Here is a 24,571-nt window from a genome sequence, read left to right on the forward strand (position 1 = left end):
TCAGCCACCTTTGCCTTCGATTACGGGAGTAGCTGGATACATGGCGCTTTCATTCGATCTTTGTTGCGGGTCACGCAGCGTCTGCCAATATTGGGCTTCCGCAAGCCGCCGACCGCTTGGAGGCAGCTCGCGCTTGATCCAGAAATTGAACCAGTCCAGCGACCGCTCGTAGACGGCTAATCGATGCGCTGGCTGCCATTTGATGTGATGTTCGTCGGGAAAGACAAACATGTCCACCGGGGAACCGGCTTGACGAAGCGCGGTATAGCCCTGGAGGGTCGAAAGATATTCGTCGTCGGGACTATTGAGCAGCAACGGAAACCGCATTTTCCTTGCATTTCGGGCGATCGAGATTTGCGACCAGAAGGCCGGCGCATCGTCGATCAGACGCGGCCATCCGATGCGGTTCAGCATTGCGGCGGTGTCGGGACCGAATACAGCATCCTGCATGGGATCCGAGCAACATGAAGCGACGGCTCCCGCAGCGAAAAGCTTGCTGTGTAGCGCAGCAAATTGGACCGTCGATGACCCATCGCTCAGTCCCGTGATCCCGATGCGATTTCGATCGACGATGCCCCGCTGGATGAGCGCATTGAGTGCGACCTCGACGGACGATAATATGCTGCGACGCTCCGCGAAATCGACAAGGTTCTTGGCGTTGACTTCGTCGGCGCTCTTCGCGGTGCCGTCGAGCCCGACTGATACCGGGCGATTGACACTTAGAACCGCATAACCGGCATTGGCATATAGCTGGATCGGGAATTCGTCCCCGGTGCCACCACGCAAGAAGCCCCTCGATATATATTGCACGACAATGGTGGGGTAGGACCTGCCTGGACGGTAGCCGACCGGGTAGACCAGATCTGCGAAGCTTTGAAAGCCTAATGCATTGCGGCTGTAGACGCGCTCGACCTTGCCCAGCGAGAGGCGCGCGAACTCGGGATTGGGGTCAAAAACCGTCTCCGTCCGTGCCCGTCTGAGGTCGAGTCGGACGAGATGTCTGGGAACCAGCGATTGCTCGCGCGCGCACAGCAGATCATCTCCCAGAGGCTGGCAGTCGGCGAGATAATCCTTTGTCTGATAGAGCCGTCGGACGCGGCCGGACGCCAAATTCCATTCATAGACGCCGGTCAGATTGTTGGCCCATCCTTCGCGGTGAAGGAAGCGGACAGTTTTGCCTCCGGCCGTTTTCCACACCGGGCCAATGGCGTTGGCACAGCTGTCAGCGAGACAGTGCATGGCGCTTCCATCCTGTGCTCGGACTGCCGGTCGGGCAACCGGGATCAGTTCTGTTGATCCCATTGTGGAAAGCCAGGCGTCGGAAGAGGCAGCAGGGCTTGCAGCTTTATCGTCCGTCCGCGGCGAGCGGGGAGAAGGGGCGTCCAGGGCAGCTCTTTCAGCGTCGGTCGCTAGACGGGTCGTCCCGCTAGCGAGATCAAATGCCGTATAGGAATAGGGTAGGCCTTCTTTGGCGATCGGACGATTGCTGAGGACCGGCGAATAGCGCTCGTCATAATGAAAGCCGGTGCGTCCTTCCGCGTCGATCGCGGCCCTTGCCTGTATAAGGGCTGGTCGGGTCGAGTAGACCAGGCTCGTCCCGTCGGCGAGGAGGAGGAACGCCTCGACATCGATCTCGCTGTTTGTGAGCGCATGGCTGTCGCTTCCGTCAGTGCGGGCAATCCAGACCTGGGCTGGGCCGTTTTCTCGTTTGAGGAACAGGATGGACTTGCCGTCCCTCGACCATTGCGGCGTGATGGGCAGGGGAATGCCCGATGGTCTGCCGCTCTTTCCGAAGCCGTCGAGCGTGAGCCGAATCAATTCACCGCCAAAATCGACAGCATGGGCTTTCGCGTCGGGGCGCAACGGGACGACGAACATGCCCAGGCAATAGCGGTTGGCTTCCGGGACGGCTCGGCGCAGTTGCAATGCTACAGTCCGCCCGTCTGGCGAGATGGCGAACAGGCTGCTTTCCGGCATTTCATTATTGGCGGGGCCGAAATCACGCAGACGAACCAAATCTTCTGCCCTCAACGCCCGGCGATACTCTTCGGGCTTGAAGGGCGAAGGAGGAGCAAGGCTTGCACAATCCGCCGGAGCCGGTTGCTGGACGGCCTGTTCCGGCGCCGGAGCGAGGACAGCCGACGTCGAAGCGAGAAGTAGGGCGATGCTGATCGACATGGCGTCACCACTTCTTCGAAAGGGTGAGGCTGACAGCGCGGCCCGTTGCGGGATAATTGGTTGAATCAAACCCTGGATCGACACTGCTCGCGCTGCGAATGGAGGAGGGCGCTCGGTCAAACAGGTTTGACACGGACAGGCTCGCCTCCACATCCTTGAGCGCCCCCGTCGGCGCGCTGCTGCGCCATTGCGCGACAAGGTCGACCGAGAAGAATGATTTCACGCGGGAGAGGCTGACGAGACGATTGTCCACTGTTCCGCCGATATAGCTGCCAAAGACCGTAAGGCTGAAAGGTTCATGATCCCATGTTCCGCCAGCCTGGGCGCGCCAATGCGGCGGATTGAAAATCGTGCCAGCCTTCTGGATGGACGCCTGCCCGGGGACAAGCTGAAGGTCGCTTTTGAGATAGCTGGCTGAGCCGGTGAGATTGAGCTTGTCGTTCGATCCAAGCTTCATGCTGTAGTTGAGCGCAAGGTCAAAGCCATGCGCCGACTGCGTCGATATGTTCTGTAGTCTGTTGTCGATGATTGCTATCACGTTGGTCGGGTCGTAGGTGCCGCCAGTGAGGTTCTCCAGCCCGAACAGGGCAGAGGAAGTAAGGGCATCGATAGCTTCCGCCGACGGGCCACTCTGGACAAACGCGCTGTATAGTGGATTGGTCAAAAGGCCGAAAAGGGAACTCATGGGTGTTCCGACCCGGTTCTTGTACCGAATGTGAAAATAGCTGCCGCTGATCTTCAATCCTTCGTCAAACTGTGGCGACACTTCCACCGTCGCGGACCAGGTGGTGGCCCTCTCCGGCTTCAGGTCACCGTTGCCGCCTGCGGCATAGAGGACGCTGTCATTGGCCCCTGCGTTGCTCGCGCCGAAAAAGGAAGCAGGCAGCAGGAGCGTCTGATAGCCCCTCGATTGATCGTAGAGCGTGGGCGCCTTGAAGGATTTGCCCCAGCTCGCCCGAACGGCGATGCTGCCGTCTGGATGATAAACGATCCCGACCTTGGGCGCCGCGATATGGCCGACATCATAATGTTTCTCGTATCGCAGCGCGCCAGTCAGCAGCAGCGAATGGATCAGAGGCAGACTATTGCCTTCACCGACAATCGGGATCGCAACTTCACCGAAGGCATAGGCGACATCGCGATGGCGATCGAAGGATTGGATCGGCGTGATGCTGGTGCCGACCGATAGTGAGCTGTCCGCGTCAAGGCTGACGGATCGATAGCCCGCGCCGAGCGCCAGGCGAAGGTCGCCGCCGGGCAGGTGAAAGAGGGGACCTTCCGCGAAACCTTCGACATTTTTCGTAGCGTTGCGATACCGCACGTCGCGATGGCTGGAATGGCTGCCGTTAGTGAATACATCTCCCGGCACCTTGCTGGTGCCGATCCCATAGGTCCCATTCAGACGGGCTTCCCAACTGCCCGGCAGGCTCACACGGAGCGAGGGCGTGATGCTGAAGGTTTCTACCCGAGGACGGGTTATGGTGCCGTTTGTGAAAACATCCTGGTCCACGAAGCTCGGCAGGTAAAGCGTCGACCGGCGATTGCTATATTGCCCGTCGAACTCGAACGTCACTGTGTCGCCCAATTCCTGGTGTCCCGAGACGATAGCGCTGATCTGGCGTTGCCGGGGAATGAGGGTTGCCGAGCCGTCTACGCTGTCGGCAAAGGAGCGCTGGTCTGCCCTGATGCCCGTGGAATGTCGATAATCCGCCGTCGCGAGGATGCCGCCGGTCGACCATTTGCTCCCGGTGACGGCACTATATTGCTGCTCGGTTCCGCCGCCTCGCGTCGTTGTCCCGAAGCGGGCCGAGGTCCACAGCCCCTCAAAGTCGCGTCGCAGGATGATGTTGGCGACGCCTGCCACCGCGTCCGATCCGTAAAGGGCTGACGCTCCGTCGGCGACGATCTCGATCCGGTCGACGGCTGCGAGGGGAATAGAGGAAATGTCGACGCCCTGCGAAACGCCGTCATAAGCGATGCGATGGCCGTTCACGAGTGTCAGCGTAGCGTCGGCGCCCAGACCTCGCAGATTGAGGGTCGACGAGGATGTCAGATTCTCGTTGCCGCCCTGAGCGCCGGCCCCAACGACTCCTGGGTTCTGACCGCCGCTGTAATTCTGGGGCAGGTCGCGCGCATAGGCGCCGAGATCGGACCGGCCGCGCCGCACAATGTCGCTGCGGGTTGCGGCGATGACCTGTGAAACAGGTTCCGTGCCACGGATACGCGATCCGGTCACGAACAGCTCGACTACATTCGCCGGATCTGAAGCAAGACCCGACGCTTCCGTTCGCCCCCGGATCAGGATCACGTCCTTTCGATATTCGGCGAACAGACCCGAGCCGCGAAGAAGGGCTTTTACTGCGTTGTCGGCATTGAATCGGCCCTGGAGCCGTGGCGCGCGTTTGCCCGCGACCGCGTCCGTATCAAAGATGATCTCGCGACCCGAGAGACGGCTGACGGCCCGGAGCGCGCTTCCAAGATCGTCGACGGGGAGGTTATATTCCTGGCTGTTTGCCGCCTGCGCGAACGCACCCGGCACATTGGTCACTTGCACTGCCGCAGCCGCAAGAAGCAGCTGAATCCTAAGCTTATTCCGCATACGCACCATCACCGTCCCCCGCTCAATTCCCGCCCTTTTGGCGGGACTTCACGGAGAGCATCGCAACAAAAGTGCAATCTACGGGGTGGCTTTCCAAAATAAATTTAAGGACGCGCTATTTGCGGCGAAGGACGATCATGTTCGGGGCCTCGCGCTGGGCTTTGAGATCGAAGAGGGATGCCAGACGGCCTGCCACCTGTTCCGGGCTGTCGACCCGGAAGCGGCCGGAAACCTTGATGTCGCCGATCGAGGGATCGGCCAGACGAATGGCGGTGAGGGAATCGCGGTTCGCTTCCAACACAACGGCCGACAGCGGTGCGCCGTCAAACTCGCGGATCAGCGAGAAGTCTGGTTGGCTGGATGCCGCATCATTGTCTGCGAGCTGCGGCGATAGACCTAGTTGGAGCGGAACCGCAAAACTCAGTTCGTCTCCGACGGCCAATCGCGTGACAGCAGGAGCGGATGATGCGCCCGATCGCGGTTGCCGTTCCGGGCGCTCCACATCGATGGCGCCGCGCAACAAGCGGACCACGACGCGGCCGGGCGAAGCCAGGCTGACATCGAAGATCGTGCCACGTGCCGTCACGCGCCCGCCGCCGGCGATCACCGTGAAGGGGCGCCGCTCATGGGCCACCTCAAATCGCGCGCTGCCGCGCTCGAGCCGCAGTTCGCGTCGGTCTCCGTCGAATTGGGTGCGTAAAATCGTGTCCGAATCGAGGGCGACCATAGATCCGTCCGCGAGCTTCACGCTCCGCCCGACGGCGCCGACCGTCGAGAAGGACTGGGCATCGACAGTTGCTACTCTGGAGAGCCCAGAAGTTGGGGCCTTGCGGACGGGCACCTGGTTGAAGGCGACCCAGCCTGTCACGCCCAAAGCGAGAACGAGCGCCGCTGCCATGGCCCAGACACGCCAGGCAGTCGGCGCCGTGTCAGGGACGTCTACTGGCTTATCCTTGCTGGCTGCCCTTTCATGCGCAAGGAACCGTCCGACCGCGAAGATTTCTCCAGCACGATTATAGGCGCCCAGATGCGCCGCACCGAGCGAGAGCCATTTCTCGAATTCGGGGCGAAAGCTTTCGGCGTCAGGACCGCGCATCCGCGCGAACCACAAGCTCGCTTCTTCCAGAAGCTGGTCCCTGCGCGCGGGGTCCGATGTCATGCCGGGCTCAGACATTGGGACCGATGGACCTGCTGATGCGCACAATTGCTTGGGCCACATGCCACTCCACAGTCCGTATGCTGATTCCAAGCTGCTCGGCGATCTGCCTGTAGCCAATTTCGTCTGAGCGGTGCAGCAAATACACTTCCTTGGTCTTGGGCGGAAGCCCTTCAATGGCCTGGCGATAGCGTTGTTTCAGATCGCTGATCTCTGCGGCGACGTCGGGCGCTAGCGGTTCCATCGCGTCTCCGATCTGGATTGGCTGGCTTCGCTGGACCTTCGCCCAGGCGCGAACCCGGTCCGCCAGAAGATGGCGCACGATGCCCTGGAGATAAGCGCCCGGATTGCTTTGCGCCGCACCGGATCGCGAGACGAAGAGCCGCAAAAATGCTTCCTGTACGAGATCATTGCGATCTTCCTCTGCCCAAATCCGGCGCTTGAGAAATTGGCGCAATCGCGGCGCTTCCACACGATAGATGCGATCAAAGGTTGTTGTATCGAGGCGTGCTTCGACACCCGAAGCCGCCCCCGCCCGATCCCGATGGCGAAACATCGGTCAACGCGCCCGGCCATCCGGGAAACAGGCGAAAGATTTGCAATGAATTTTCGACGACATGACAGGGCCACCAGAAGGCGGCAGGGTTCTGTCCAATGCGTGTGCCCAACCCTCATGGATGGACACCTGTCATGCCTGGTAGGATAATCCTGCAACGGGTCCCAGCCATATTTCCGCGCTGCTGCATAAGGTTGCTACAAATTTCCAAGGCTTGCAAGTCGCCTTCTTGAGGGAGGCTAGCCGTCGAGCTGGCCGTGAATTTGCGCGGGGCGACTGGGCTGGGCTGGTTTGACATGGGCCGGTTTAATGAAGGTAACGAGGTGGTCGAAGAAGCTGTCGAGTGCGATGATCGCTTCGGGCGTCAATTCGACGATCTTACGGCGCCCATCCGATGGATCCCGGTATCGCAGCAGCAGCCCTTGCTTCACCATGCGGTGGATGATCCGAAGCGCATTGCGTTCCGAAGCGCTCGACGCTGCGGTCAAAGCGGTCAAGGAACGGGGAAGCGGGTCTGCTTGCATATAGAGGTCGAGCAGCATCTCGAAGCCCGGGGCAGAGACCAGTTCCTTTCCGAACTGTCTGATCTTGAGTTGCTGGGCCTTGGATGCGAGGTTCGTCATGACGGTCCGGTCCAGCGTGGTCGTCGACCAATTTGTTTCGTGCTTCATGTAAAGGCGCCCATCTTGATCGCGTCGTCGCTTATCCAGTTGACTGTATCCGCGCGCATCTCCAGCGATCGTCGGCAAATATTCCCAATTCCGTCGGCGGGCCGCAAAGCATGGTTTACCGATTCATTGGAAGCCAAGTGAATATGTCTTCGACAATTGTTTTTCCTCCAGCTGGCTCAACGACGAATGAAAAATATTATACGCAAATCCCTTCCAGGAGACTTCATCGGTCGCTCCATCTGTGGTGCTGATTATGGCAACTGTCGTTGCCGCCTCTTGTAGAATCCTGCCCTAAAAGGAGCAGCGCGTTTCGATACATATCCATATTGGAGGTGATTGGCGGTGCTCCCGTCAGACGCGGCCGCAGGGCGCCGCCGCAAGTGCCGACGCTGCGGCGCAGGCAGTTGACGCCCAAAGCTGGAGGCGGCATTGGGCCATCCGCTTTCACCTGCTGGAGATCTGATGTCCGACGTTGCCTTGCCAAAAGACCTACGCGGGCGACTGGTGGATTTGTGGAACGCGTCCGTCGAAAAACCCAAGGCGCTGATCAGCCTTATCGCACCGGGCCGTGATGTTACGACTGAATTGCGTGGGATAGCGCAAGAACTGGGTCTCCAATTTATCGGGGTCCACCTCGATCAGGTCGTGAAGCCTGAGCAGCATATGGCGTTCACACAAGACAAGCCCCGGCTCGTCGCTGTCTCCGGCATCGATCGTCTGACGCCTGGCGAACGGGCCGCATTTGCGCGGCTCACGGATAATGGGCCGAGAACGTTGAGAGTCATTCTTTGTCCAGTTGAGCGCGATCAGGCGCACAAGATCTCGCGCGCGTGGGAAGCCCTGCGCCGGTTGGGACAGGAAGCGGCGAGCAGCGCCGCTGTTGTGGGGACCGCTCGCGACGAGACGGATGCTGCATCGGGTGTCGCTTTGCGGAAGCCGACCTGAGCATGGCCGTGCCACAATCTGGCGTTCAGTCGTTCTCAGCGGAAATCATGGCTTCGGATCGGCCTGATTTCGTCTTTCTGTACCGGGCTGTTGCCGTAGGGCGGTGAGGCGAGGGGGCTACCACGCGGGTGGCTTACCGGATTGAGGGCATTCTTTCCTGACACCATTTTCGATCTAGAAACTGTTTGAATTATATCGATTTTCTGCGAGTGGTCGGATGACCTTTGGGTCGGTCCTTGGAGGAAAGATGGTACGCACGGAGTTGGTCGAGGCGCTGGCGGTTGAGTTTCCCGAGCTTGATGGGCAGGCAATCGAAAAGATTGTCAGCCTGTTTTTCGACGAGATCGTTGCCCGACTTTCCAACGGTGGCCGGGTCGAACTGCGCGGCTTTGGATCGTTTACAGTGCGAACCTATGAGCCGCGAACCGGCCGAAATCCCAAAAATGGCGACACGGTGGAGGTTTCGGCATCGAGCAGGCCCTTCTTCAAGCTGGGCAAACCGATGTTGAAACGACTGAACGCCGCTGTCGATACATGACGCGATCGTACCACTGGCACTGTGATCGGCGCCGGAGCCGGTGCGTTGGCAGGCCGTCCCATCGATCGTAATTCGAGCTGCTGAGGTGCTGTGGAGTGGCGGCATCCCAAGGGGCCGCCTTTTTGCATCACTGAACGGCGCTGTCGTCACAAGCTTGCAATTGATCGTAGCGCCCTGCGATCGCGATCCAGCGTTCGACGCCAGCCTCGTCGCCCGCAAGAGCGAGGGCGCTGACGCGCGCGGCAATGTGACGCGGTGCATCGTTGCCCCATTGCCTTTCGATGGCGAGCGCCTCCGCCCAGTGTTCCTGTTCCGGCGTCACAGCAGTGTCGGGGCTGTGGGCGTGGAGCGGGGCTTGTTCCAGGGATCGCTGGTGCGCTCCATGGCGATCAACTCGTCGGGAAAACAGCGGTCCTGGAAACCGACAATCTCCTCAAAACTGCCGTGCAGCCATTGATCATATTCGCCCTCATGGAGGAGCACCGGCATGCGGTCGTGGACCGGGCGAATCGCCTCGTTGCAATCGGTCATGGCGCCGGAAAATACCGGCCCCCATTCCGCGCTGTCACGCCAAAGACCCGCCCAGGCGAAAATGGGGCGTTCATGCAGCGAGAACCATGTTCGGGTCTTCGCACCCTTCTCTCCTTCGGCTTCGGCAAAGGCCGTCACGGGGATGAGGCAGCGGAATTCGGGTTTTCTGGCCGCGCCAATCCAGAAGGGCTTACGCAGGTCGGCGATATTGTTGACAGGCTTGGGCTTGGATTCAGGTTTCATGCCTTTGAGGCGAACGGGCCACCCCCAGCTCATGCTTTCCAGGACGCGCGCTCCCTCTTTCTCGCGGACGACCATGCCGGGATATCCGGGATAGACCTCGTCTGGTGCGTTGAACTGGGTGACCGGCAGGGTCACGCCGAAATGCGCGGCGACTTCCGCTGCTGACTTGCGTACCGTGAAGAGGTTGCACATCCCCACAGGCTATCATCGTCCGTGCCGCACGCAACAGCCAATCCGGCCAGCCACGGGGCGCAAAAGCCAGATATGGACAGCTGCTCGACGCGTCCCATTGGAACGACTGCGCCCGGATCGGTCACATGTCATCGCGTCGGTAGGATGCCGTTAACCTTCGTTGGTGAGAGCTAAGGGAATGGAGAGAAGAAAATTAGACGGTCGCCCTGTCGGGTCCCCTATCATCGGTCGAGAAATCCATCCCCCTTTGCCCGATGCGGTGTACCGGGATCTCGTTTCGACCCTTTTCACCATGACCCTGCCGATCATCGGGTTCGGCATGCTCTATCTTGTCGTGGGCATACTGATCTACCTCCGATGGCCCGATGGCATGATTGCCGCACTGACCGGAACGGCGGTTCTGACGACAATCGCTCGGGTTTGCCTGATCGGCGCCTATCATCGGGCAGGCAGCGCCAACCAGGGTGTGGCGGAATTGAAGAAATGGGAACGCCGCTATGCGGCGCTCGCCTATGTCTTCGCCGCTCTGCTGGCGGGTCTCAACATCCGTGCGCTCATGGTCCATGCGCCCCTCGTCCATATCGGTACGATCAGCCTTGTTTTCACCTTTGGAGCTGGGATCGTGTCGCGCAATGCGTCCCGACCGAGGCTCTGCGTCATCAGCCTGGCGCTGGCAGTCCTGCCCACATCAATCGCCATGCTGGTGCATGCCACCACCGAATCTAGCGAGCCGCTCCATGCCGAGTTTATCGCTCTGGAGGGCGTGCTGCTTCTGGCCGTGGCGCTGATGAGCCTCGATTCCGTACGGCATCTCTACCGTTCGTCGGTCGACCATCTGACCACCAAACATGATCTCGCCCAGCTCGCCCGCCACGATCCGCTGACTGGTTTGCCGAACCGCCTGCTGCTGCGGGAATCCTTTCTGGAAGCTCTTCAGGGCGCGCGTGGCTCGGAGGACCGGTTGGCGATCCACTATCTCGATCTCGATGGATTCAAGGGCATCAACGATCGCCATGGTCACCCGGCCGGCGACCAGCTGTTGCTGGAGGTAGCGCGCCGATTGCGGGCGGCGCTGAGGGAAGAGGATGTGGTATCGCGCCTGGGTGGCGATGAATTCCTCCTCGTCCAGACCCATGTGCAGCATGAAGATCAGGCCGAATTGCTGGCGCGCCGCGTGATCCGGCAATTGAGTGAACCCTATCTTATCGACGGCACGGACATGCGCGTGTCGGTCAGCGTCGGCATTGCTATGACGCCGGACTATGGGCTGGATCTCGAACGGCTGATCGCCTGCGCGGACGCGGCACTCTACCAGTCAAAGGCGCGGGGTAAGGCGCAGGTCAATTTTTGCGGACCGGACGACTATCAGGAGGTCGGCCGGGCAGTCGCCTGAGCATCCGCCCACAGCTTCCCAAAAAAAATGGCCGATCTTGCGACCGGCCTTCTGAGTTTTAGGAGAGGATGCCTGAAAGGCAGGACCCATGTGGCACCGGGCACGCTGGCCGGCAAATGCGAAGCGGCCCGTCACAAGTGCGTCAAACGCAACCTGCCTCTCAAAGCAGCGCCAGTTGCGCGCCTCCACTGGGCGGCGTCTTGCCGCTGCGCCACAAATCCTCTGTCGGTTCGACGATCATGCGTTCGGCGGCGAACGGCGCTCTGAACTGAAAGGCGATGACGTCCTCGATCGACCCATAGAGCCAGCGCTGATAGTCGGTTGGATCGAGCAGGACCGGCATACGGTCGTTGGTTGGCGGGATGGCGGCATTGGCCTCCATGGTCATGCCGGTATAGACCGGACCCTCGTCCGGCAGGTTCCGGCAGAAGCCTGCCCAGGCCATGATCGGCTGGCCTTTCACGGAAAACCATGTGCGGGTCATGGCCCCGGGCGTGCCGGCGGGATTGGCGAAATGGGTGAGGGCGATGAGGCACCGATAGCGGGTATCTACCACCATCTGCTCCCACATCGGATTGGTGAGATCGGCGACAAGGCCAATGCGGCCTGGCTCCTCGTCGCGTTCGCGCATCTCGCGGGTGAGGCGAGGAAAACCCCAGGTCACCGCCCGCAATATCCGCCGCCCCTTATTCTCGAACACCACCATGCCCTGCGCGCCCTCGGTGATATCTTCAACCGCCGGAATGGGCGCGGGCATGTCGGCGCCAAAATATTTGGCGACCTCCGCCGCGCTCACAGTGATGGTGTGGAGCCTGGACAAGATTTATCCTGCGCTTGGGCGGGCAAAGATCAGAAATCGAGGTTTCGCCGCTCCATCTCGTCGATGACGGCCCGCTGCTCCTCGGTCATTTCGTCGGTATCGAGGATGCCGGCCCAAATGGCAATCAACTGCGCGTCGGTCAGCGCGGCCACCTGCACTGCGGCCCTGTGAGCATCCTCCATGGTCTGCCTCCAAGTCATGTCGGCAGAAAATATAGCATGAAAAAGGGCCGCCATGATAATGACGGCCCTCCTTCGTGACGAGATTGCAGTTAGCGCTGCTGAGATCCACGATCCTGATCGTCGCGGCGTTCGGGCTGCCCACCACCCTGCTGGCGGCGCTGCTCATCCTGTTGATTCTGCTGGTCGGGCTTTTGGCCGGGCTGTCCGCCCTGTTGTCCACCGCCCATTTGATTGTCTCTGTTCTGGTCTGCCATGAGTTGCATCCTCTCGCGTGCCGAAGCGGCACGGGAGAAGAACCGGCAGTCAAGACTGCCGTTCCGCCAGAATCGTGCTGATCGAAATCAAGACGAGGATAAATCATTGATTCACGTAAGTAAGTTGAAGGAACTGCGATCGGCACACGATATTTCCCATGGCGTCCTTTTCGCGAAGTGAGCGCGTGGCGCGGTCGTTCAGGGATCGTTTCACTTCGATGATTATTATGGCTGTATCTCCCGGGCACCAAGGGAGTCGCAGGAAGCTTGCGTGAGCGTTGCCGCATAGAAAGCGCCCTGCACGCAAGGGACAGGTGCAGGGCGCGTCCATCTTGCTGTCGGGCAATAAAGGACGCGCCCGTTATATCGGAACGACACAGCATTTCAAAACCTATCCGGGGCGCTGCGAAAAAAATATTGTTACCGTGTGTGCTATCTTATTGAACCTATTGTTCAACCGTCAAATTCCTAGCTTGGTAGCGCGATCGTTCAATTGAGCTTTGTCTTGGAAACGCCGAGCATGGCCATGAGCTGGGTGCCGGTCGTGTCGTCGCCATTTTTGAGGATGGAGGCGAAGCCGCCGATCATCTTGCCGAAATGCTCGCCCGACAGCCGCATGTCGCGCGGGGTCTGCTGAACATCGTCCGCGGTGATGAGCATCGCGATAGCCATGGCGAGGGCTTCGGTCAGCATGGGCATGGCGATGCTGGCATGGCCTTCCTTCACCTCGCGCGATCCCATCGCATAGGTGATGGCCTGGATCGCGATCTGGGCGCAGACATGGCGATATTCGCCGGGCGAGAGATTGTCGGGAATGTCGAACAGCTCTTCGGGTACGGCCTTGATGCTCATGGCTTCATCCTCTGTGTCGGCTCACGGCTTTTTTCCATTCCCGCTCATCGGGAGGGGGAAATTTGATCTTGGGCGGCTGCCGCGTGGTTTCGATCGAAACGGGACGGACCTTGCGACCATAGCGTTTCGAGCAGTTGGTGCAGTAGAAGCATCGGACTGCGTCGCGAAAATCATCGGTCCAACCCTTGCGGTGGAATTTCCACCACAGGCCATGGGCTTCGAACAAACCCACCCGCCGGCAGCGGCATTCGACCTTGACCGTATAGCCCCAATGGGCGGCCTCGAAGATGGAGGTCGTCTGCCGATCATGATCGCGGGTGATGGCATCACGGGTTTGCATGTCTCACGCGCTCGTCCCAGGCCAAGGCTCCCCGCATATAGGGGCCATAGCCGCGCCGGCCTCCGGTTTCACCACGGGATCTCGTCATCGTCGACGAGCGCCGGATCGTTGCGGGAATCGACCGGCGGTGTCGCCGGTTCGGGACCGGCCGATTCGAACAAATCCGCTTGTTCCGGTGCGTCGGCCCGTTCGCTTCCGAGCCGTAAACTGAGCTTTCGCCGTTGTTGCATCGCGTTTCTCCTCAATGATTTCAGGCCTGTCTCGGCTACCATGAAGGCGCTGTGACTCCGGCCCGTTGACTCTCATGAACATTAGAACAAAATAAGAACGAATCCAACCGCCGAGTCAGAGGAGGCCCTTCATGACGGAAAGAGGGGCACGTCCCCATGTCGCTGCGCTGCGCGCGAAAATCGCCGAGATCGAGGGCGTTGATCGCCGTGCGCGATCGGTGCTGCCGTTCGGCATCGAGGCCATGGACTCGAAGCTGCCCGGTGGTGGCCTGGCGCTGGGCGCACTGCACGAGGTGGCGGGCGGCTCGCAGGGGGCGACCGATGGCGCGGCCGCCGCCCTCTTCGCCGCGGGCATTGTCGGGCGGATCAGCGGCAGCATTCTCTGGTGCATGACGCAGGCCGATCTTTTCGCGCCGGCCATCGCCCAGGCCGGACTCGATCCCGATCGGGTCATCTATGTGGAAGCCCGCGATGAAACCGCTGTACTCTCCTGTTTTGAAGAGGGGCTGCGCCATGGCGGTCTGGGCGGCGTGGTGGCCGAGGTTGCCCGCCTTCCGATGACGGCCTCGCGGCGCCTGCAACTGGCGGCGGAAAGCACGGGCACGATCGGCATCGCCGTGCGCCGCTGGCGCCGACCGGCGGAAGCCTCCGATCTTGGGCAACCCACGGCGGCGGCGACGCGCTGGCGGGTGACGGCGGTGCCGTCCGAGCCGCTGCCGGTGCCCGGCGTCGGGCGGCATCGCTGGTTCGTCGAACTCATCCGCTGCCGGGCGGGCGAAAGCGCTGATTTTCTGGTGGAAGCATGTGATGCGACAGGTCGTCTCGCTCTTCCTGCCGACCTGGCCGACCGATCGGCTGCGTCGCAGGCTTGGGCGAAGCGCGCCGCCTCCTGACGCGGCGCTCGTTCTGGTCGGCATGGAGGGAAATCGCCGGGTGCTGACCGCGGCGAATACGGCCGCGCGCTCGATCGGCTTGCATGCAGGTATGGCGGCGACCCAGGCGCAGGCGCTGGTGCCCGATCTCACCATGATGGACGCCGAACCAGAAGAGGACCGGCAAGCGCTGGAGCGGCTCGCCATCTGGTCGCTTCGTCGCTACGCCCCCATCATCGCGCTCGATCCGCCCGATGGGCTGATGCTCGACATCACCGGCGCGGCCCACGCCCATGGCGGAGCGCTGGGTGTGTTGCGCGACATATTGAAGCGCCTGGCCGAGGTGGAAACCGCGGGACGCGCCGTCTGTGCACCGGCTTATGGTGCCGCCCATGCGCTGGCGCGCTATGGCGCCGATCCGGTCCGCGTCGTCGACCCGCTGGAGCTGGTCGGCGCCATCGGCGCCCTGCCGCTGGCCGCGTTGCGGCTGGACCGCGCCACCGTGCTCTCGCTCAGCAAACTGGGCCTCGAAACCATCGCAGATCTGGAGGCGATGCCGCGCGCCTCGCTCGCACTGCGGTTCGGATCCATGCCGGGGCAACGGCTCGACCAGGCCTATGGCCGGGCATCGGAACCGTTCGAGCCGATCGCCGCGCCCGAGCGCATTGAGGTGGAGCGGCGTTTTGTCGAACCCATCGGCGCGCCCGAGACGTTGGCCCGCTACACCCGTAAGCTCGTCGATCAGCTTTGCCAGCAACTGGAGGAAGCAGGGGTGGGCGCGCGCCGGCTCGACCTGCGCTTCCACCGCGTCGACAATGTGATCGAGGCGATCCGCGCTGGTCTTGCCCGGCCCAGCCGGGACGCCAAGCAGATGGGGCGATTGCTGTGCGACCGGATCGAGACCGTCGATCCGGGCTTTGGCATAGAACGGATGCTGCTGGCGGCACCGGCGGTGGAGCCGCTGAGTTTTCGCACCATCTCCAATCTGGGCGATGTGCCGGTTCCCGACGTGGCGGCGCTGGTCGACATATTGGGCAACAGGGTGGGGGAGGAGCGACTCTACCGCTATGCCGCGCGGGAAAGCGATATCCCCGAACGATCAGTGACCCGAATCGCCCCCATGGCCGATCCGACCCTGCTGCGCTGGCCTGAACGCTGGCCGCGGCCGGCACGGCTGTTCGCGCGGCCCGCGCCGATCGACACCATGGCGCTGCTGCCCGATCATCCGCCGGTCCATTTTGTCTGGCGGGGCATCAGGCGGCGGGTGAAGCAGGCCGATGGCCCGGAACGCATCTATGGCGAATGGCATGTGAGCGAGGCGGAGTGGCTGAGCGTCCGGGATTATTTCCTGATCGAAGATGAAACAGGAGCCCGCTACTGGGTGTTTCGACAGGGCGATGGCATGGACAGCGCGACGGGCGGGCAGGGCTGGTTCCTGCATGGGCTTTTCGGCTGAGAAGCAAAGCCTTGTTGCCCTGCTGATGCCCGTCGACCATAGGCCTTGAAAATGGACGAGAAAACAAACGCTACGATTTTAAGGGTGATCGAGCGCGCGCCCCAATGGCTGCGGCATGATCTGGAATCCAAGGACGCGGCCGCGCGCGGTCGCGCGGAAGAAACACTGGCGGCAATGATCAGCGACGCGCTTGCCAACGGAACCGCCGTGTCAGCGGAGGATTAAGCGCGGAACTTCGTTGGAGCCTGGGATGATGCGTGCCGTGGAGATTGCCGTGCCTGCACTTCCCCTCATCGCAGCCCTGATGTTGGCCGGGTCTTTGCCGGCTCAGGCCGCCGACAATCATGAACTCTTGCACGTCGCTTGCGGGCAGGGGCGTGGCTTCGGGCTTCGCATCGAAGGGCGGCAGGCGCGCGTGCAGCTGGCCGACAGCGAACTGGTCCTCGTCCGTAAGCCTTCGTCGCTGGGCCAGCATTTTCGCAATGGCGAAGCGACCTTGATTCTGGACGATGGCTATGTCGCCTTCGTCCAGAAGGATGATTGGGATTGGCAGGACTGTCATCTCGACGAGCCATCCGCACCGAAACGGTGACGAATCCATCTTGAATTGCTACGCAAAAGGCATAGCTTGTTTTTGTCGCTTCCTCCCCTTCGAGCGGCATATCTCTGAACTGGCCCCGCCGTGATGCTTTGCTCCGGCGGGGATCCTTTTATCCAGTCCTGATGCTGGGCCGGGGCGGTTGAAGGCAGCGGCACTTCGCGCACCAGTTGGCAGTGCCCCCGCCGGGGCTGTTGACTCTTGGTGCGTTGGAACAAATAGCGAACATATACGCTATGATGTGAGAATCGGCAGGTGCCGCCATGCGATATGCTGAACTCCAATGCGCCTCCCATTTCTCCTTCCTGCGCGGTGCGTCGAGCTGCGAGGAGCTGTTCACCCAGGCGGAGGCCTGCGGCCTCGACGCGCTGGCCATTACGGACCGCAACAGCCTGGCCGGGATCGTGCGCGCCCATGAGGCGGCCAAGGTCACCGGCGTCCAGCTGATCGTCGGCTGCCGGCTCGACCTTGCCGAAGGTCCGTCGCTGCTGGTCTATCCCATCGACCGATCCGGCTACGGCCATCTGTGCCGATTGCTCAGCCGCGGAAAGAAGCGGGGCGGGAAGGGCAAGTGCATCATCGGCTGGGACGATGTCGGGGAATTTGCCGAAGGACTGCTTGCCATATTGCTGCCGGAGGAAGTGGAGGAAGCGCAAGCCATGATCGGTCGCTTTGCTGCCCTCTTCGCCGGACGGGGCTATCTGGCGCTGACCCTGCGCCGACGGCCCGGCGATCAGCTGCGGCTGCACAATCTCTCCAATCTCGCCGCACGGCATGCAGTGCCGACGGTGATCACGGGAGACGTCCTTTATCACCATCCGCATCGCCGGGTGCTGCAGGAGGTGATGACCTGCACCCGCCATCGCTGCACCATCGATGAGCTGGGCGCCCGGCGCGAACTCCATGCCGATCGCTATCTGATGCCGGCCGCTGAAATGCACCGGCTCTATGGCCGCTATCCTCAGGCGCTGGCGCGGACGCTGGAAATTGCCGAGCGCTGCCGCTTCTCGCTCGACGAACTCAAATATCAATATCCCGACGAAGCCAGCGTTCCCGGCCTGACGCCGCAGGCGGCGCTAGAGCAGATGAGCTGGGAAGCGGCGGAGGCCCGTTATCCCGAGGGCGTGCCCGACAAGGTCGCGCGCCTGCTGCGGCATGAACTGGGGCTGATCGCCGAGCTGGGCTATGCGCCCTATTTCCTGACGGTGAATTCCATAGTCCGCTTCGCGCGCAGCCGGGATATTCTGTGCCAGGGGCGGGGATCAGCCGCGAACAGCGCGGTCTGCTATGTGCTGGGCATTACCTCCATCGATCCCGAGCGATCCGACCTGCTGTTCGAGCGGTTCGTCAGTCAGGAGCGCAAGGAACCGCCCGATATCGACGTCGATTTCGAGCATGAGCGGCGGGAGATCGTCATGCAATGGGTGTTCGACACCTATGGCCGTAATCATAGCGCGCTTTGCTCGACGGTCATCCGCTACCGCGCCAAGGGCGCGATCAAGGATGTCGGCAAGGCGTTGGGCCTCTCGGAAGATCTGATCAAGGCGCTTTCGGGTCAGGTCTGGGGCTGGAGCGAGGAGGGCGTGCAGGAGCGCCATGTCGAAGAGCTGAACCTCAATCTCTCCGACCGGCGCTTGCGGCTGGCGCTCGATCTCGCCCGGGAGCTGATTGGGACGCCCCGCCATCTCTCGCAGCATCCCGGCGGATTTGTGCTGACCCATGACCGACTTGATGAGCTGGTGCCGATCGAGCCCGCCGCCATGGCCGACCGGCAGGTGATCGAGTGGGACAAGGACGATATCGACGCGCTCAAGTTCATGAAGGTCGACTGCCTGGCGCTGGGCATGCTGACGGCGATGAAGCGCGGGTTCAATTTCCTGGAGCAGCACAAGGGCATCCGCATGGACCTGTCCTCGATCCCGCCCGAAGACCCGCGCACCTATGCCATGATCCGCGCCGCCGACACGCTGGGCGCCTTCCAGATCGAGAGCCGGGCGCAGATGGCGATGCTCCCGCATATCAAGCCTCGGACCTTCTACGATCTGGTGATCGAGGTGGCGATCGTCCGTCCGGGCCCCATCCAGGGTGATATGGTCCATCCCTATCTGCGCCGCCGGGCGGGCAAGGAGACGGTGGAATATCCCAAGCCCGAACTGGAAAAGGTGCTGGGCAAGACGCTGGGCGTGCCGCTGTTCCAGGAGCAGGCGATGCGGGTCGCGATCGAATGCGCCGGGTTCACCGCGTCGGAAGCGGATCAGCTGCGGCGAGCCATGGCGACGTTCAAGTTCACTGGCGGCGTGTCGAAGTTCAAGGAGAAGCTGGTCAGCGGCATGGTCGAGCGTGGCTATACCGCCGAGTTCGCCGAAAAGACTTTCGGACAGCTGGAGGGCTTTGGCAGCTATGGATTCCCGGAAAGCCATGCGGCGTCGTTCGCGCTCATCGCTTATGCTTCCTGCTGGCTCAAATGCTGGCATCCTGAGATATTCTGCGCGAGCCTGCTCAATGCCCAGCCCATGGGCTTCTATGCCCCCGCGCAGATCGTGGCGGACGCCCGGGCGCACCGGGTCGAGGTTCGGCCGGTCTGTATCAATGCGTCACGCTGGGATTGTACGCTGGAGCCGATCGACGGCGATCGGTTCGCCGTGCGGTTGGGGATGCTGATGGTGACGGGGCTGAAGGAGGCGGACGCCGCCCGGATCATCGCGGCGCGGGCGGATGAGCCGTTCGTCAGCGTAGAGGAGTTGTGGCGCCGGGCCGGTGTTGGAGCAGGCGCGCTCAACCGGCTGGCTGAGGCCGATGCCTTTCGCGCGTCACTGCGGCTGGCACGGCGGGAAGCCCTGTGGGCGATCAAGGCGCTGCGCGACGAGCAACTGCCGTTGTTCGCGGCGGCTGACGCACGGGAGAATGGGTTCGTGCAGGAGATTGTCGAGCAGCCAGTGGCGCTGCGGCCGATGAGCGAGGGCAGGGAGGTGGTCGAGGATTATGGCCATGTGGGCCTCACCCTCCGCCAGCATCCGGTGTCGTTTTTGCGCGAGGAACTGCTCAGGCAGAAGATGGTGCCGTGCAGCGCGCTCGATACGACCAAGGACGGGCGCTATATCTGGTTGGCCGGGCTGGTGCTGGTCCGGCAGCGGCCAGGATCGGCCAAGGGGGTGATGTTCATCACGATCGAGGATGAGAGCGGGATCGCCAATCTCATCATCTGGCCGCGCATGTTCGAGCAGAACCGGCGGATCGTCATGGGCGCGCGGATGCTCGGCCTCTATGGGCAGGTGCAGCGTGAGGGCGAGGTTGTGCATGTGATCGCGAAGAAGCTTATCGACCTGTCGCCGTTGCTGGGATCGTTGGGGCAGCGAGGGGAGGTGATGGCTGGATCACACAAACCACGCGACATTCTGATCAGAGATTTGCACATTGATCAGATCCGCGACTGGGCGTTGGTGAAGAGCAGGAATTTTCATTGATGCCGTCGCGAAGGCAATCCTGAAGGCCCCGATTTTGGGGAACTCGGGGACATTTGCGACAGTCGGGTTCGGAACGCGACAGCGTCGAATTCGACCGTCGCCCGAGAGCGGGCCGACGTCCGTTCGCGCCAACATATCAGACGTTCACCGGTCGATTGACGCTCCCTGAAAGCGGCCGCTCGTTCACCTGATAATGTCGATTTTTACTTAGTTTTCCGGTGGAAGGCGATATCGGAAATTGCAGGTCCATAGAGAGCGCGGTTGTCAGCACGCGCCCGGATCGTCATGCTCGATCAATGGCTGACAGCTCGACAGAACTTCATCTTTCAATGTGGCGGGGTGGTCCGACCCAATCGGAGAGGCTCATCGCAGCGCTGTTACGCGTCGAAGGGTATCAGAATGTCGAACCTCAAGCCCCGTTGGGCGGGCCGGATGGCCGCGCAGACGTCCTCTGCAATCGAGGTGGCTACAGCTATGTAGCAGCGGTCTATTTCCCGCCTACAAACAAGGAATATGATGACATCGTCGATAAGTTCGACCACGACATTGTCGGCGTCGACACACGGAAGCGCAGCGCCTTTGCATTTTTCACCAATCAGAGGCTGACCCGCAGCCAGCGCAACATGCTCAAGAGTAGGGCGTTAGGGAAAGGCATTGAATGTGAAGTTTACGACGTCGAGCGAATTTCCGGTATGCTCGACGTCCCGTCCGGCTACGGACTACGAGCTGCATATCTTGCCATCCCGATGTCGGACGGGGAGCAGATCGCCTACTTTGCCAGCCGTGAGGACCTTGCCGACGCGGCCATCGATCGCAATACCGCCGAGTTGCGCCTGCTTAGAGAAAAGGTCTCAGGACTAGAAGCGCACACCAGGGTCGTTGCGCACACAATGAAGACCGTCGCCTTCGCGTCAGGTGCCGAACACACCGTTCCTGCAATGCGACTTGTCGATCCACTTCCGATGGGCGAACTCATCGGAACTTCATCGGCTTCAGAAATCACGCAACGGATTGGACCTGAACTGCTTCTCCTAGTCCACCGTCTCGTCTGTTTCGAACTACCATCTCGGGTAATCGGTATCTTTCGCACAGAAGAAGTATCTTTAATGGTCCCAGGCGCAGCACCGCGCACCGTCACGGAGCCCGCTCTGATTGCGGAGCAAATTGCAGCCTTGTGCGCGGATTGGCAAGCGGCGCGTACCGACGCAAGCACGACAGCGTCTAAGCTCACAGCGCTCGCCATCTTCCACCATAGGTTTCTGCTCATCCACCCGTTCCTCGATGGCAATGGGAGAACGGCGCGCGCCCTTCTTATGCAACAGTGTCTTGACCTTTTTGGCCATGCCGACATGAGCCGCATGGACCGCGGCATCAACTATCGCGAGGCGCTGTTCGCAGCGGATAACGGCAACCTGGTCCCGCTTTGCGCAATCATCGCCGCGATCATCGCCGATTGACGGCGCATTTGATTGAACAGACTCTTGGCCTCGCTGACGTAGCAGTCGTTCAGCGCCGACATAGCTGCCGTTCGGTTCGATGAACGACATCCTTATTAGCTGCCATTGATTCATCACCTCCAGCACAGAGAGAATGCTCGTGATCTCAAATAACTTTACATTGTAGAGTAATTTGAATTATGAGAACCGCATGACTGATATCGATTCGGCTCTGGACGATATAGCGCGGTTGCGTGAGCAGCTGGCCGCCAGCAGCCGCTTTCAGGGGCTTGCTCCTGGTGTGGTCGCGCTGACGGGACTTTTCGCCCTTGCCCTCGGAGGGTGGCAACTGCGCGCAACCGAGGAGGACCTGTTCGTCTGGATCCTGCTCGCAGCGATCTGCGCGCTGATGATCGGCACCGAGGCTGTGGTCCGGTCCCGAACCCACCATCGCGCAATGGCCGACCGGATGCTGACCACCACGCTCAACCGGTTCCTGCCGGTGGCAACAGCGGGTGCGATCATCGGGATTGTCATCCTGTTACGCGCGCCCGAGCATGGTCGCCTGCTTCCGGGCTTGTGGCAGGTGCTGATGGGCGTTGGCATTTTTTCCGTCCTGTCGAACCTACCGCGCCAGATGCTGTTTGCGGCGCTCTTCTATTTCGCGACCGGCACGGCGTCACTGATCCTGAGTGCCAACAATGCGCTGTCCACGGCATGGCTGATGATGGTGCCATTTGGTGTCGGCCAGTTGCTCGTCGCCGGACTGCTCCTTCATGCTTCAAGGGAGGCGCCGCATGGCTGATAGCTCCAAAGCCCCCTTTGCCTTCGAAGGGCTCGACCGTGTGCTGCATGAAAAGGCACGCCTGTCGATCATGACCTCGCTCGCCGACCACCCCAAGGGCCTCAGCTTTACCGAACTGCGCGAGCTGTGTGGCCTTACCGACGGCAATCTCAGCCGCCACGTCCAGATATTGGAAGAAGCCGGCATGGTGAGCGTCACCAAAGGCTTTGAGGGGCGGCGTCCGCTCACCACATGCAAGCTTACCGACGAGGGCCGCGCGCGCTTCTCCGATTATCTCGGTGTGCTCGAACAGGTGTTGCGCAGCGCGCGGCGCAAGGACGCGCCCGAGAAGAATCTCAGGGAGAAATTCACATGAAGATCGCAGCCAGTCTTTTGCCGTTGCAGAGCGCGACACCTGCCCGGAACCGCATATCCCCCTTTTTATCAATTAACTCTACAATACAAAGTTATTTACAAAAATTGGATAGCAGTTTCCATCGCCGCCGACAGGGTAAGAGCCTACTGATCTATTGCGCCATAGTGGCAGTCGCGAACCTGCTGGGAAGCTTGACGCAGGATGGCGCCTATAAGTCAGCGTTGCTGGGCCTGAGTTTCCCCGGCGCCGGCTTTTTCCATTGGGCGTTTGGTGATCAACTCCTGCTTTCTCTCGGCTTCTTCGCGGCTGGCCTCTGCATGTTCGGCGCTGCGCTGGTCCTCTGGTTTGCCACGGGCAACATCATCGCACCAACGGCCTGCTGGATTGGTCTCGCTGTTCTCGCAGCACGCCACGATCTAATCGGGTTGGTCGATAGCGGCGCGACCAATGCCTGGCCCTGGCTGATCGCCCCAAGCATCATAGCGGCCGGATCAGCAATACGGCTTCGACCAATCAAACCGCGCGCACTCCCTTTGCCATCCCGTCCCTTTGCAACGGTTCGTGTCGAGGAAGAGAGCCGACCGGAGCTTTCGGTCGAGAACTGCAAACGCCTGCGTTTGCTGCTCGACCGGGCGTTGCAACCGGTGGACCGCTTCGACGGTTTCGAGTGGCGCGATCAGTTCCAGACTGCGGCAATGCGCTATCAGGTCAATTTCATGGCCTATGCACTCGCGATGGCGCAGCATCGCCATGCGCCTGCCGCGCGCGCCAGCTACGACGAAGCGCAAGCATGCCTTCTTGCGAAGATCGGCGACCGGCAGCTGTGGCGCTACTGGCGGCTGGAAAATGCGTGGGGTAATCTCCGCCTCGACTCTGATCCCGTTCCCCGCCAGAACATCATGTATTCTGGCTTCACGCTGCTGCAGATGGCGCTGGGCGGCGGCAACACGCTCGATCTGCACCGGTCCGGGAAGGTCGGGAAGACCTATGGTCTCGATGACATCGCTGGTCTGCTCGAGGCGCAATATCGCGCATCCCGATACGGCCTGCTCGCCTGCGAGCCGAACTGGATCTACCCGCTGTGCAACCTCATCACCATGGCCGGGATCAGGGCAAGCGACGCTCGCCTCGGTGCCGATCGCTGGGTGCGCCTTTCCGAATCGTTTCTTACCGCGCTTCAGAGAGAAGGCACGCGTGCCGACGGCAGCTTCATCGCCTTTCGCTCGTCGCTGACCGGGATTGCGCCGCCCGCACCAGGCGGCATCGTGATGCAGGCCTTCCCCTGCCTGTTCCTCAATTCGCTCTTCCCTGAGTTAGCTCAGGAGCATTGGCACCGCGTCTGCCAGCGTCTCGATCATGGATCATGGGACCGCTTGTTCTGGCCGGTCGATGTCGGCAATTACGTCTTCAGCCGCGCGTCGAGCTATGCCGCGACCGCGGCGGCCGCGGTCGAGATGGGCGACAGTATAATCGCCGATGAATGCCTGCGCAGGCTGGAGCTGGAATGTCCATCGCATGAGCTGGGTGACGTCATCCATCGCGAGCGCGCCTCACTCTGGGCGCATACGCTGGAGATATTCGCGCGCTGCAATCGCGCCAACGGCCTGCGCGATCTGATCTCACACACGCCGGATCGCAAGGGGCCGCATCTGCTCGCGGCACCCTATCCCGACCTTCTTGTCATCCGGGCCGTAAACGAGGACCGCGCGCTGGATCTTGTACTCGACCCCGGCCTGCCGAACCCAACGCCATTGATCGAACTGGGCGGCCTCTTGCCCGGGCGACATTATCGCACCGGCTCTTCCGAACAGCCCTTTGTGCGGTCCGACGAGAACGGCAAGGTATCCCTTCGCGTCTTATTCAACCAGCGAACCCACCTGCGGTTCGAACCCGTGGTCTGAGAGC

The 24,571-nt window shown here is 61.3% G+C and carries 25 protein-coding genes and 1 pseudogene; 14 read left to right on the forward strand and 12 right to left on the reverse strand.

Features of this window, described 5'->3' with window-relative positions; translation table 11 throughout:
- From ACN9MX_RS18420 to ACN9MX_RS18440, 5 genes are all read right to left on the reverse strand, one after another.
- Positions 1-2,178 carry an Atxe2 family lasso peptide isopeptidase gene (locus ACN9MX_RS18420; RefSeq protein ID WP_426387573.1) on the reverse strand — a complete coding sequence of 726 codons (2,178 nt, stop codon included), beginning with the start codon at positions 2,176-2,178 and terminating at the stop codon, positions 1-3.
- A gap of 4 nt (positions 2,179-2,182) precedes the next feature.
- The gene (locus tag ACN9MX_RS18425; RefSeq protein WP_426387575.1) at positions 2,183-4,726 is read right to left on the reverse strand and encodes a TonB-dependent receptor domain-containing protein; all 2,544 of its coding nucleotides are present in this window, start codon (positions 4,724-4,726) and stop codon (positions 2,183-2,185) included.
- A gap of 166 nt (positions 4,727-4,892) precedes the next feature.
- Complete coding sequence (locus tag ACN9MX_RS18430; RefSeq protein ID WP_426387577.1) at positions 4,893-5,936, reverse strand: FecR family protein; 1,044 nt, start codon at positions 5,934-5,936, stop codon at positions 4,893-4,895.
- A gap of 7 nt (positions 5,937-5,943) precedes the next feature.
- Entirely contained in the window at positions 5,944-6,489 is a 546-nt protein-coding gene (locus tag ACN9MX_RS18435; protein WP_426387578.1) for an RNA polymerase sigma factor, read from the reverse strand.
- Between the two features lie 239 nt (positions 6,490-6,728).
- Positions 6,729-7,238, reverse strand: a complete 510-nt coding sequence (locus tag ACN9MX_RS18440; protein WP_426387579.1) for a hypothetical protein — start codon at positions 7,236-7,238, stop codon at positions 6,729-6,731.
- Between the two features lie 384 nt (positions 7,239-7,622).
- Between ACN9MX_RS18440 and ACN9MX_RS18445 the strand changes: the two genes are divergently transcribed.
- From ACN9MX_RS18445 to ACN9MX_RS18455, 3 genes and pseudogenes are all read left to right on the forward strand, one after another.
- Positions 7,623-8,105 carry a hypothetical protein gene (locus ACN9MX_RS18445; protein ID WP_426387581.1) on the forward strand — a complete coding sequence of 161 codons (483 nt, stop codon included), beginning with the start codon at positions 7,623-7,625 and terminating at the stop codon, positions 8,103-8,105.
- A 247-nt stretch (positions 8,106-8,352) separates the two neighbouring features.
- Positions 8,353-8,643: an HU family DNA-binding protein gene (locus ACN9MX_RS18450; RefSeq protein WP_426387582.1), complete on the forward strand. Its 291-nt coding sequence runs from the start codon at positions 8,353-8,355 to the stop codon at positions 8,641-8,643.
- 3 nt (positions 8,644-8,646) lie between these two features.
- Positions 8,647-8,727: pseudogene (locus tag ACN9MX_RS18455) on the forward strand (glycine zipper 2TM domain-containing protein); the annotation flags it as partial.
- Between the two features lie 43 nt (positions 8,728-8,770).
- Here the strand turns inward: ACN9MX_RS18455 and ACN9MX_RS18460 are convergent.
- Both ACN9MX_RS18460 and ACN9MX_RS18465 read right to left on the reverse strand, forming a co-directional pair.
- A complete protein-coding gene (locus ACN9MX_RS18460) occupies positions 8,771-8,965 on the reverse strand; it encodes a DUF6961 family protein (protein ID WP_426387583.1) in 195 nt (64 codons plus the stop codon).
- Complete coding sequence (locus ACN9MX_RS18465) at positions 8,962-9,609, reverse strand: SOS response-associated peptidase (protein ID WP_426387584.1); 648 nt, start codon at positions 9,607-9,609, stop codon at positions 8,962-8,964. The genes ACN9MX_RS18460 and ACN9MX_RS18465 overlap by 4 nt, the downstream gene beginning before the upstream one ends.
- 247 nt (positions 9,610-9,856) lie before the next feature.
- On the opposite strand from ACN9MX_RS18465, the gene ACN9MX_RS18470 reads away from it, so the two are divergent.
- Positions 9,857-11,002 (forward strand): diguanylate cyclase domain-containing protein, encoded by a 1,146-nt coding sequence (locus ACN9MX_RS18470; protein WP_426387586.1) that lies wholly within the window; start codon positions 9,857-9,859, stop codon positions 11,000-11,002.
- A 160-nt stretch (positions 11,003-11,162) separates the two neighbouring features.
- On the opposite strand, the gene ACN9MX_RS18475 is transcribed toward ACN9MX_RS18470, so the two are convergent.
- Together ACN9MX_RS18475 and ACN9MX_RS18480 are read right to left on the reverse strand one after the other, a co-directional pair.
- Positions 11,163-11,822, reverse strand: a complete 660-nt coding sequence (locus ACN9MX_RS18475) for an SOS response-associated peptidase family protein (protein ID WP_426387588.1) — start codon at positions 11,820-11,822, stop codon at positions 11,163-11,165.
- A 29-nt stretch (positions 11,823-11,851) separates the two neighbouring features.
- On the reverse strand, positions 11,852-12,058 hold the full coding sequence (locus tag ACN9MX_RS18480) for a hypothetical protein (RefSeq protein ID WP_426387589.1): 207 nt from the start codon (positions 12,056-12,058) through the stop codon (positions 11,852-11,854).
- Positions 12,059-12,078: 20 nt separating this feature from the next.
- Between ACN9MX_RS18480 and ACN9MX_RS18485 the strand changes: the two genes are divergently transcribed.
- On the forward strand, positions 12,079-12,339 hold the full coding sequence (locus ACN9MX_RS18485) for a hypothetical protein (RefSeq protein ID WP_426387590.1): 261 nt from the start codon (positions 12,079-12,081) through the stop codon (positions 12,337-12,339).
- Between the two features lie 408 nt (positions 12,340-12,747).
- Here the strand turns inward: ACN9MX_RS18485 and ACN9MX_RS18490 are convergent, their stop codons facing one another.
- From ACN9MX_RS18490 to ACN9MX_RS18500, 3 genes are all read right to left on the reverse strand, one after another.
- Positions 12,748-13,110 carry a hypothetical protein gene (locus ACN9MX_RS18490; RefSeq protein ID WP_426387591.1) on the reverse strand — a complete coding sequence of 121 codons (363 nt, stop codon included), beginning with the start codon at positions 13,108-13,110 and terminating at the stop codon, positions 12,748-12,750.
- A 4-nt stretch (positions 13,111-13,114) separates the two neighbouring features.
- Positions 13,115-13,450 carry a hypothetical protein gene (locus ACN9MX_RS18495; protein WP_426387593.1) on the reverse strand — a complete coding sequence of 112 codons (336 nt, stop codon included), beginning with the start codon at positions 13,448-13,450 and terminating at the stop codon, positions 13,115-13,117.
- A 68-nt stretch (positions 13,451-13,518) separates the two neighbouring features.
- Positions 13,519-13,680 carry a hypothetical protein gene (locus ACN9MX_RS18500; RefSeq protein WP_426387594.1) on the reverse strand — a complete coding sequence of 54 codons (162 nt, stop codon included), beginning with the start codon at positions 13,678-13,680 and terminating at the stop codon, positions 13,519-13,521.
- Positions 13,681-13,811: 131 nt separating this feature from the next.
- Here ACN9MX_RS18500 and ACN9MX_RS18505 point away from each other — a divergent pair, with 131 nt between their 5' ends.
- From ACN9MX_RS18505 to ACN9MX_RS18545, 9 genes are all read left to right on the forward strand, one after another.
- Positions 13,812-14,573 carry an ImuA family protein gene (locus ACN9MX_RS18505; protein ID WP_426387595.1) on the forward strand — a complete coding sequence of 254 codons (762 nt, stop codon included), beginning with the start codon at positions 13,812-13,814 and terminating at the stop codon, positions 14,571-14,573.
- Positions 14,488-16,008 carry a Y-family DNA polymerase gene (locus ACN9MX_RS18510; RefSeq protein ID WP_426387597.1) on the forward strand — a complete coding sequence of 507 codons (1,521 nt, stop codon included), beginning with the start codon at positions 14,488-14,490 and terminating at the stop codon, positions 16,006-16,008. The genes ACN9MX_RS18505 and ACN9MX_RS18510 overlap by 86 nt, the downstream gene beginning before the upstream one ends.
- Before the next feature lie 45 nt (positions 16,009-16,053).
- On the forward strand, positions 16,054-16,233 hold the full coding sequence (locus ACN9MX_RS18515; RefSeq protein ID WP_426387740.1) for a hypothetical protein: 180 nt from the start codon (positions 16,054-16,056) through the stop codon (positions 16,231-16,233).
- Positions 16,234-16,258: 25 nt separating this feature from the next.
- On the forward strand, positions 16,259-16,600 hold the full coding sequence (locus tag ACN9MX_RS18520) for a hypothetical protein (protein ID WP_426387598.1): 342 nt from the start codon (positions 16,259-16,261) through the stop codon (positions 16,598-16,600).
- A gap of 269 nt (positions 16,601-16,869) precedes the next feature.
- Entirely contained in the window at positions 16,870-20,070 is a 3,201-nt protein-coding gene (locus ACN9MX_RS18525) for an error-prone DNA polymerase (protein WP_426387599.1), read from the forward strand.
- 296 nt (positions 20,071-20,366) lie between these two features.
- The gene (locus ACN9MX_RS18530) at positions 20,367-21,527 is read left to right on the forward strand and encodes a Fic family protein (RefSeq protein ID WP_426387601.1); all 1,161 of its coding nucleotides are present in this window, start codon (positions 20,367-20,369) and stop codon (positions 21,525-21,527) included.
- A gap of 190 nt (positions 21,528-21,717) precedes the next feature.
- Positions 21,718-22,311 (forward strand): hypothetical protein, encoded by a 594-nt coding sequence (locus ACN9MX_RS18535; protein ID WP_426387602.1) that lies wholly within the window; start codon positions 21,718-21,720, stop codon positions 22,309-22,311.
- Entirely contained in the window at positions 22,304-22,666 is a 363-nt protein-coding gene (locus ACN9MX_RS18540; protein ID WP_426387604.1) for a winged helix-turn-helix domain-containing protein, read from the forward strand. The genes ACN9MX_RS18535 and ACN9MX_RS18540 overlap by 8 nt, the downstream gene beginning before the upstream one ends.
- Positions 22,663-24,567, forward strand: a complete 1,905-nt coding sequence (locus ACN9MX_RS18545; protein WP_426387605.1) for a hypothetical protein — start codon at positions 22,663-22,665, stop codon at positions 24,565-24,567. Before ACN9MX_RS18540 ends, ACN9MX_RS18545 begins: the two co-directional genes overlap by 4 nt.
- Positions 24,568-24,571: the final 4 nt, after the last annotated feature.

Origin of the sequence: Sphingobium sp. R-21, from assembly GCF_049913335.1 — a bacterium.
Taxonomy (GTDB): Bacteria; Pseudomonadota; Alphaproteobacteria; order Sphingomonadales; family Sphingomonadaceae; genus Sphingobium.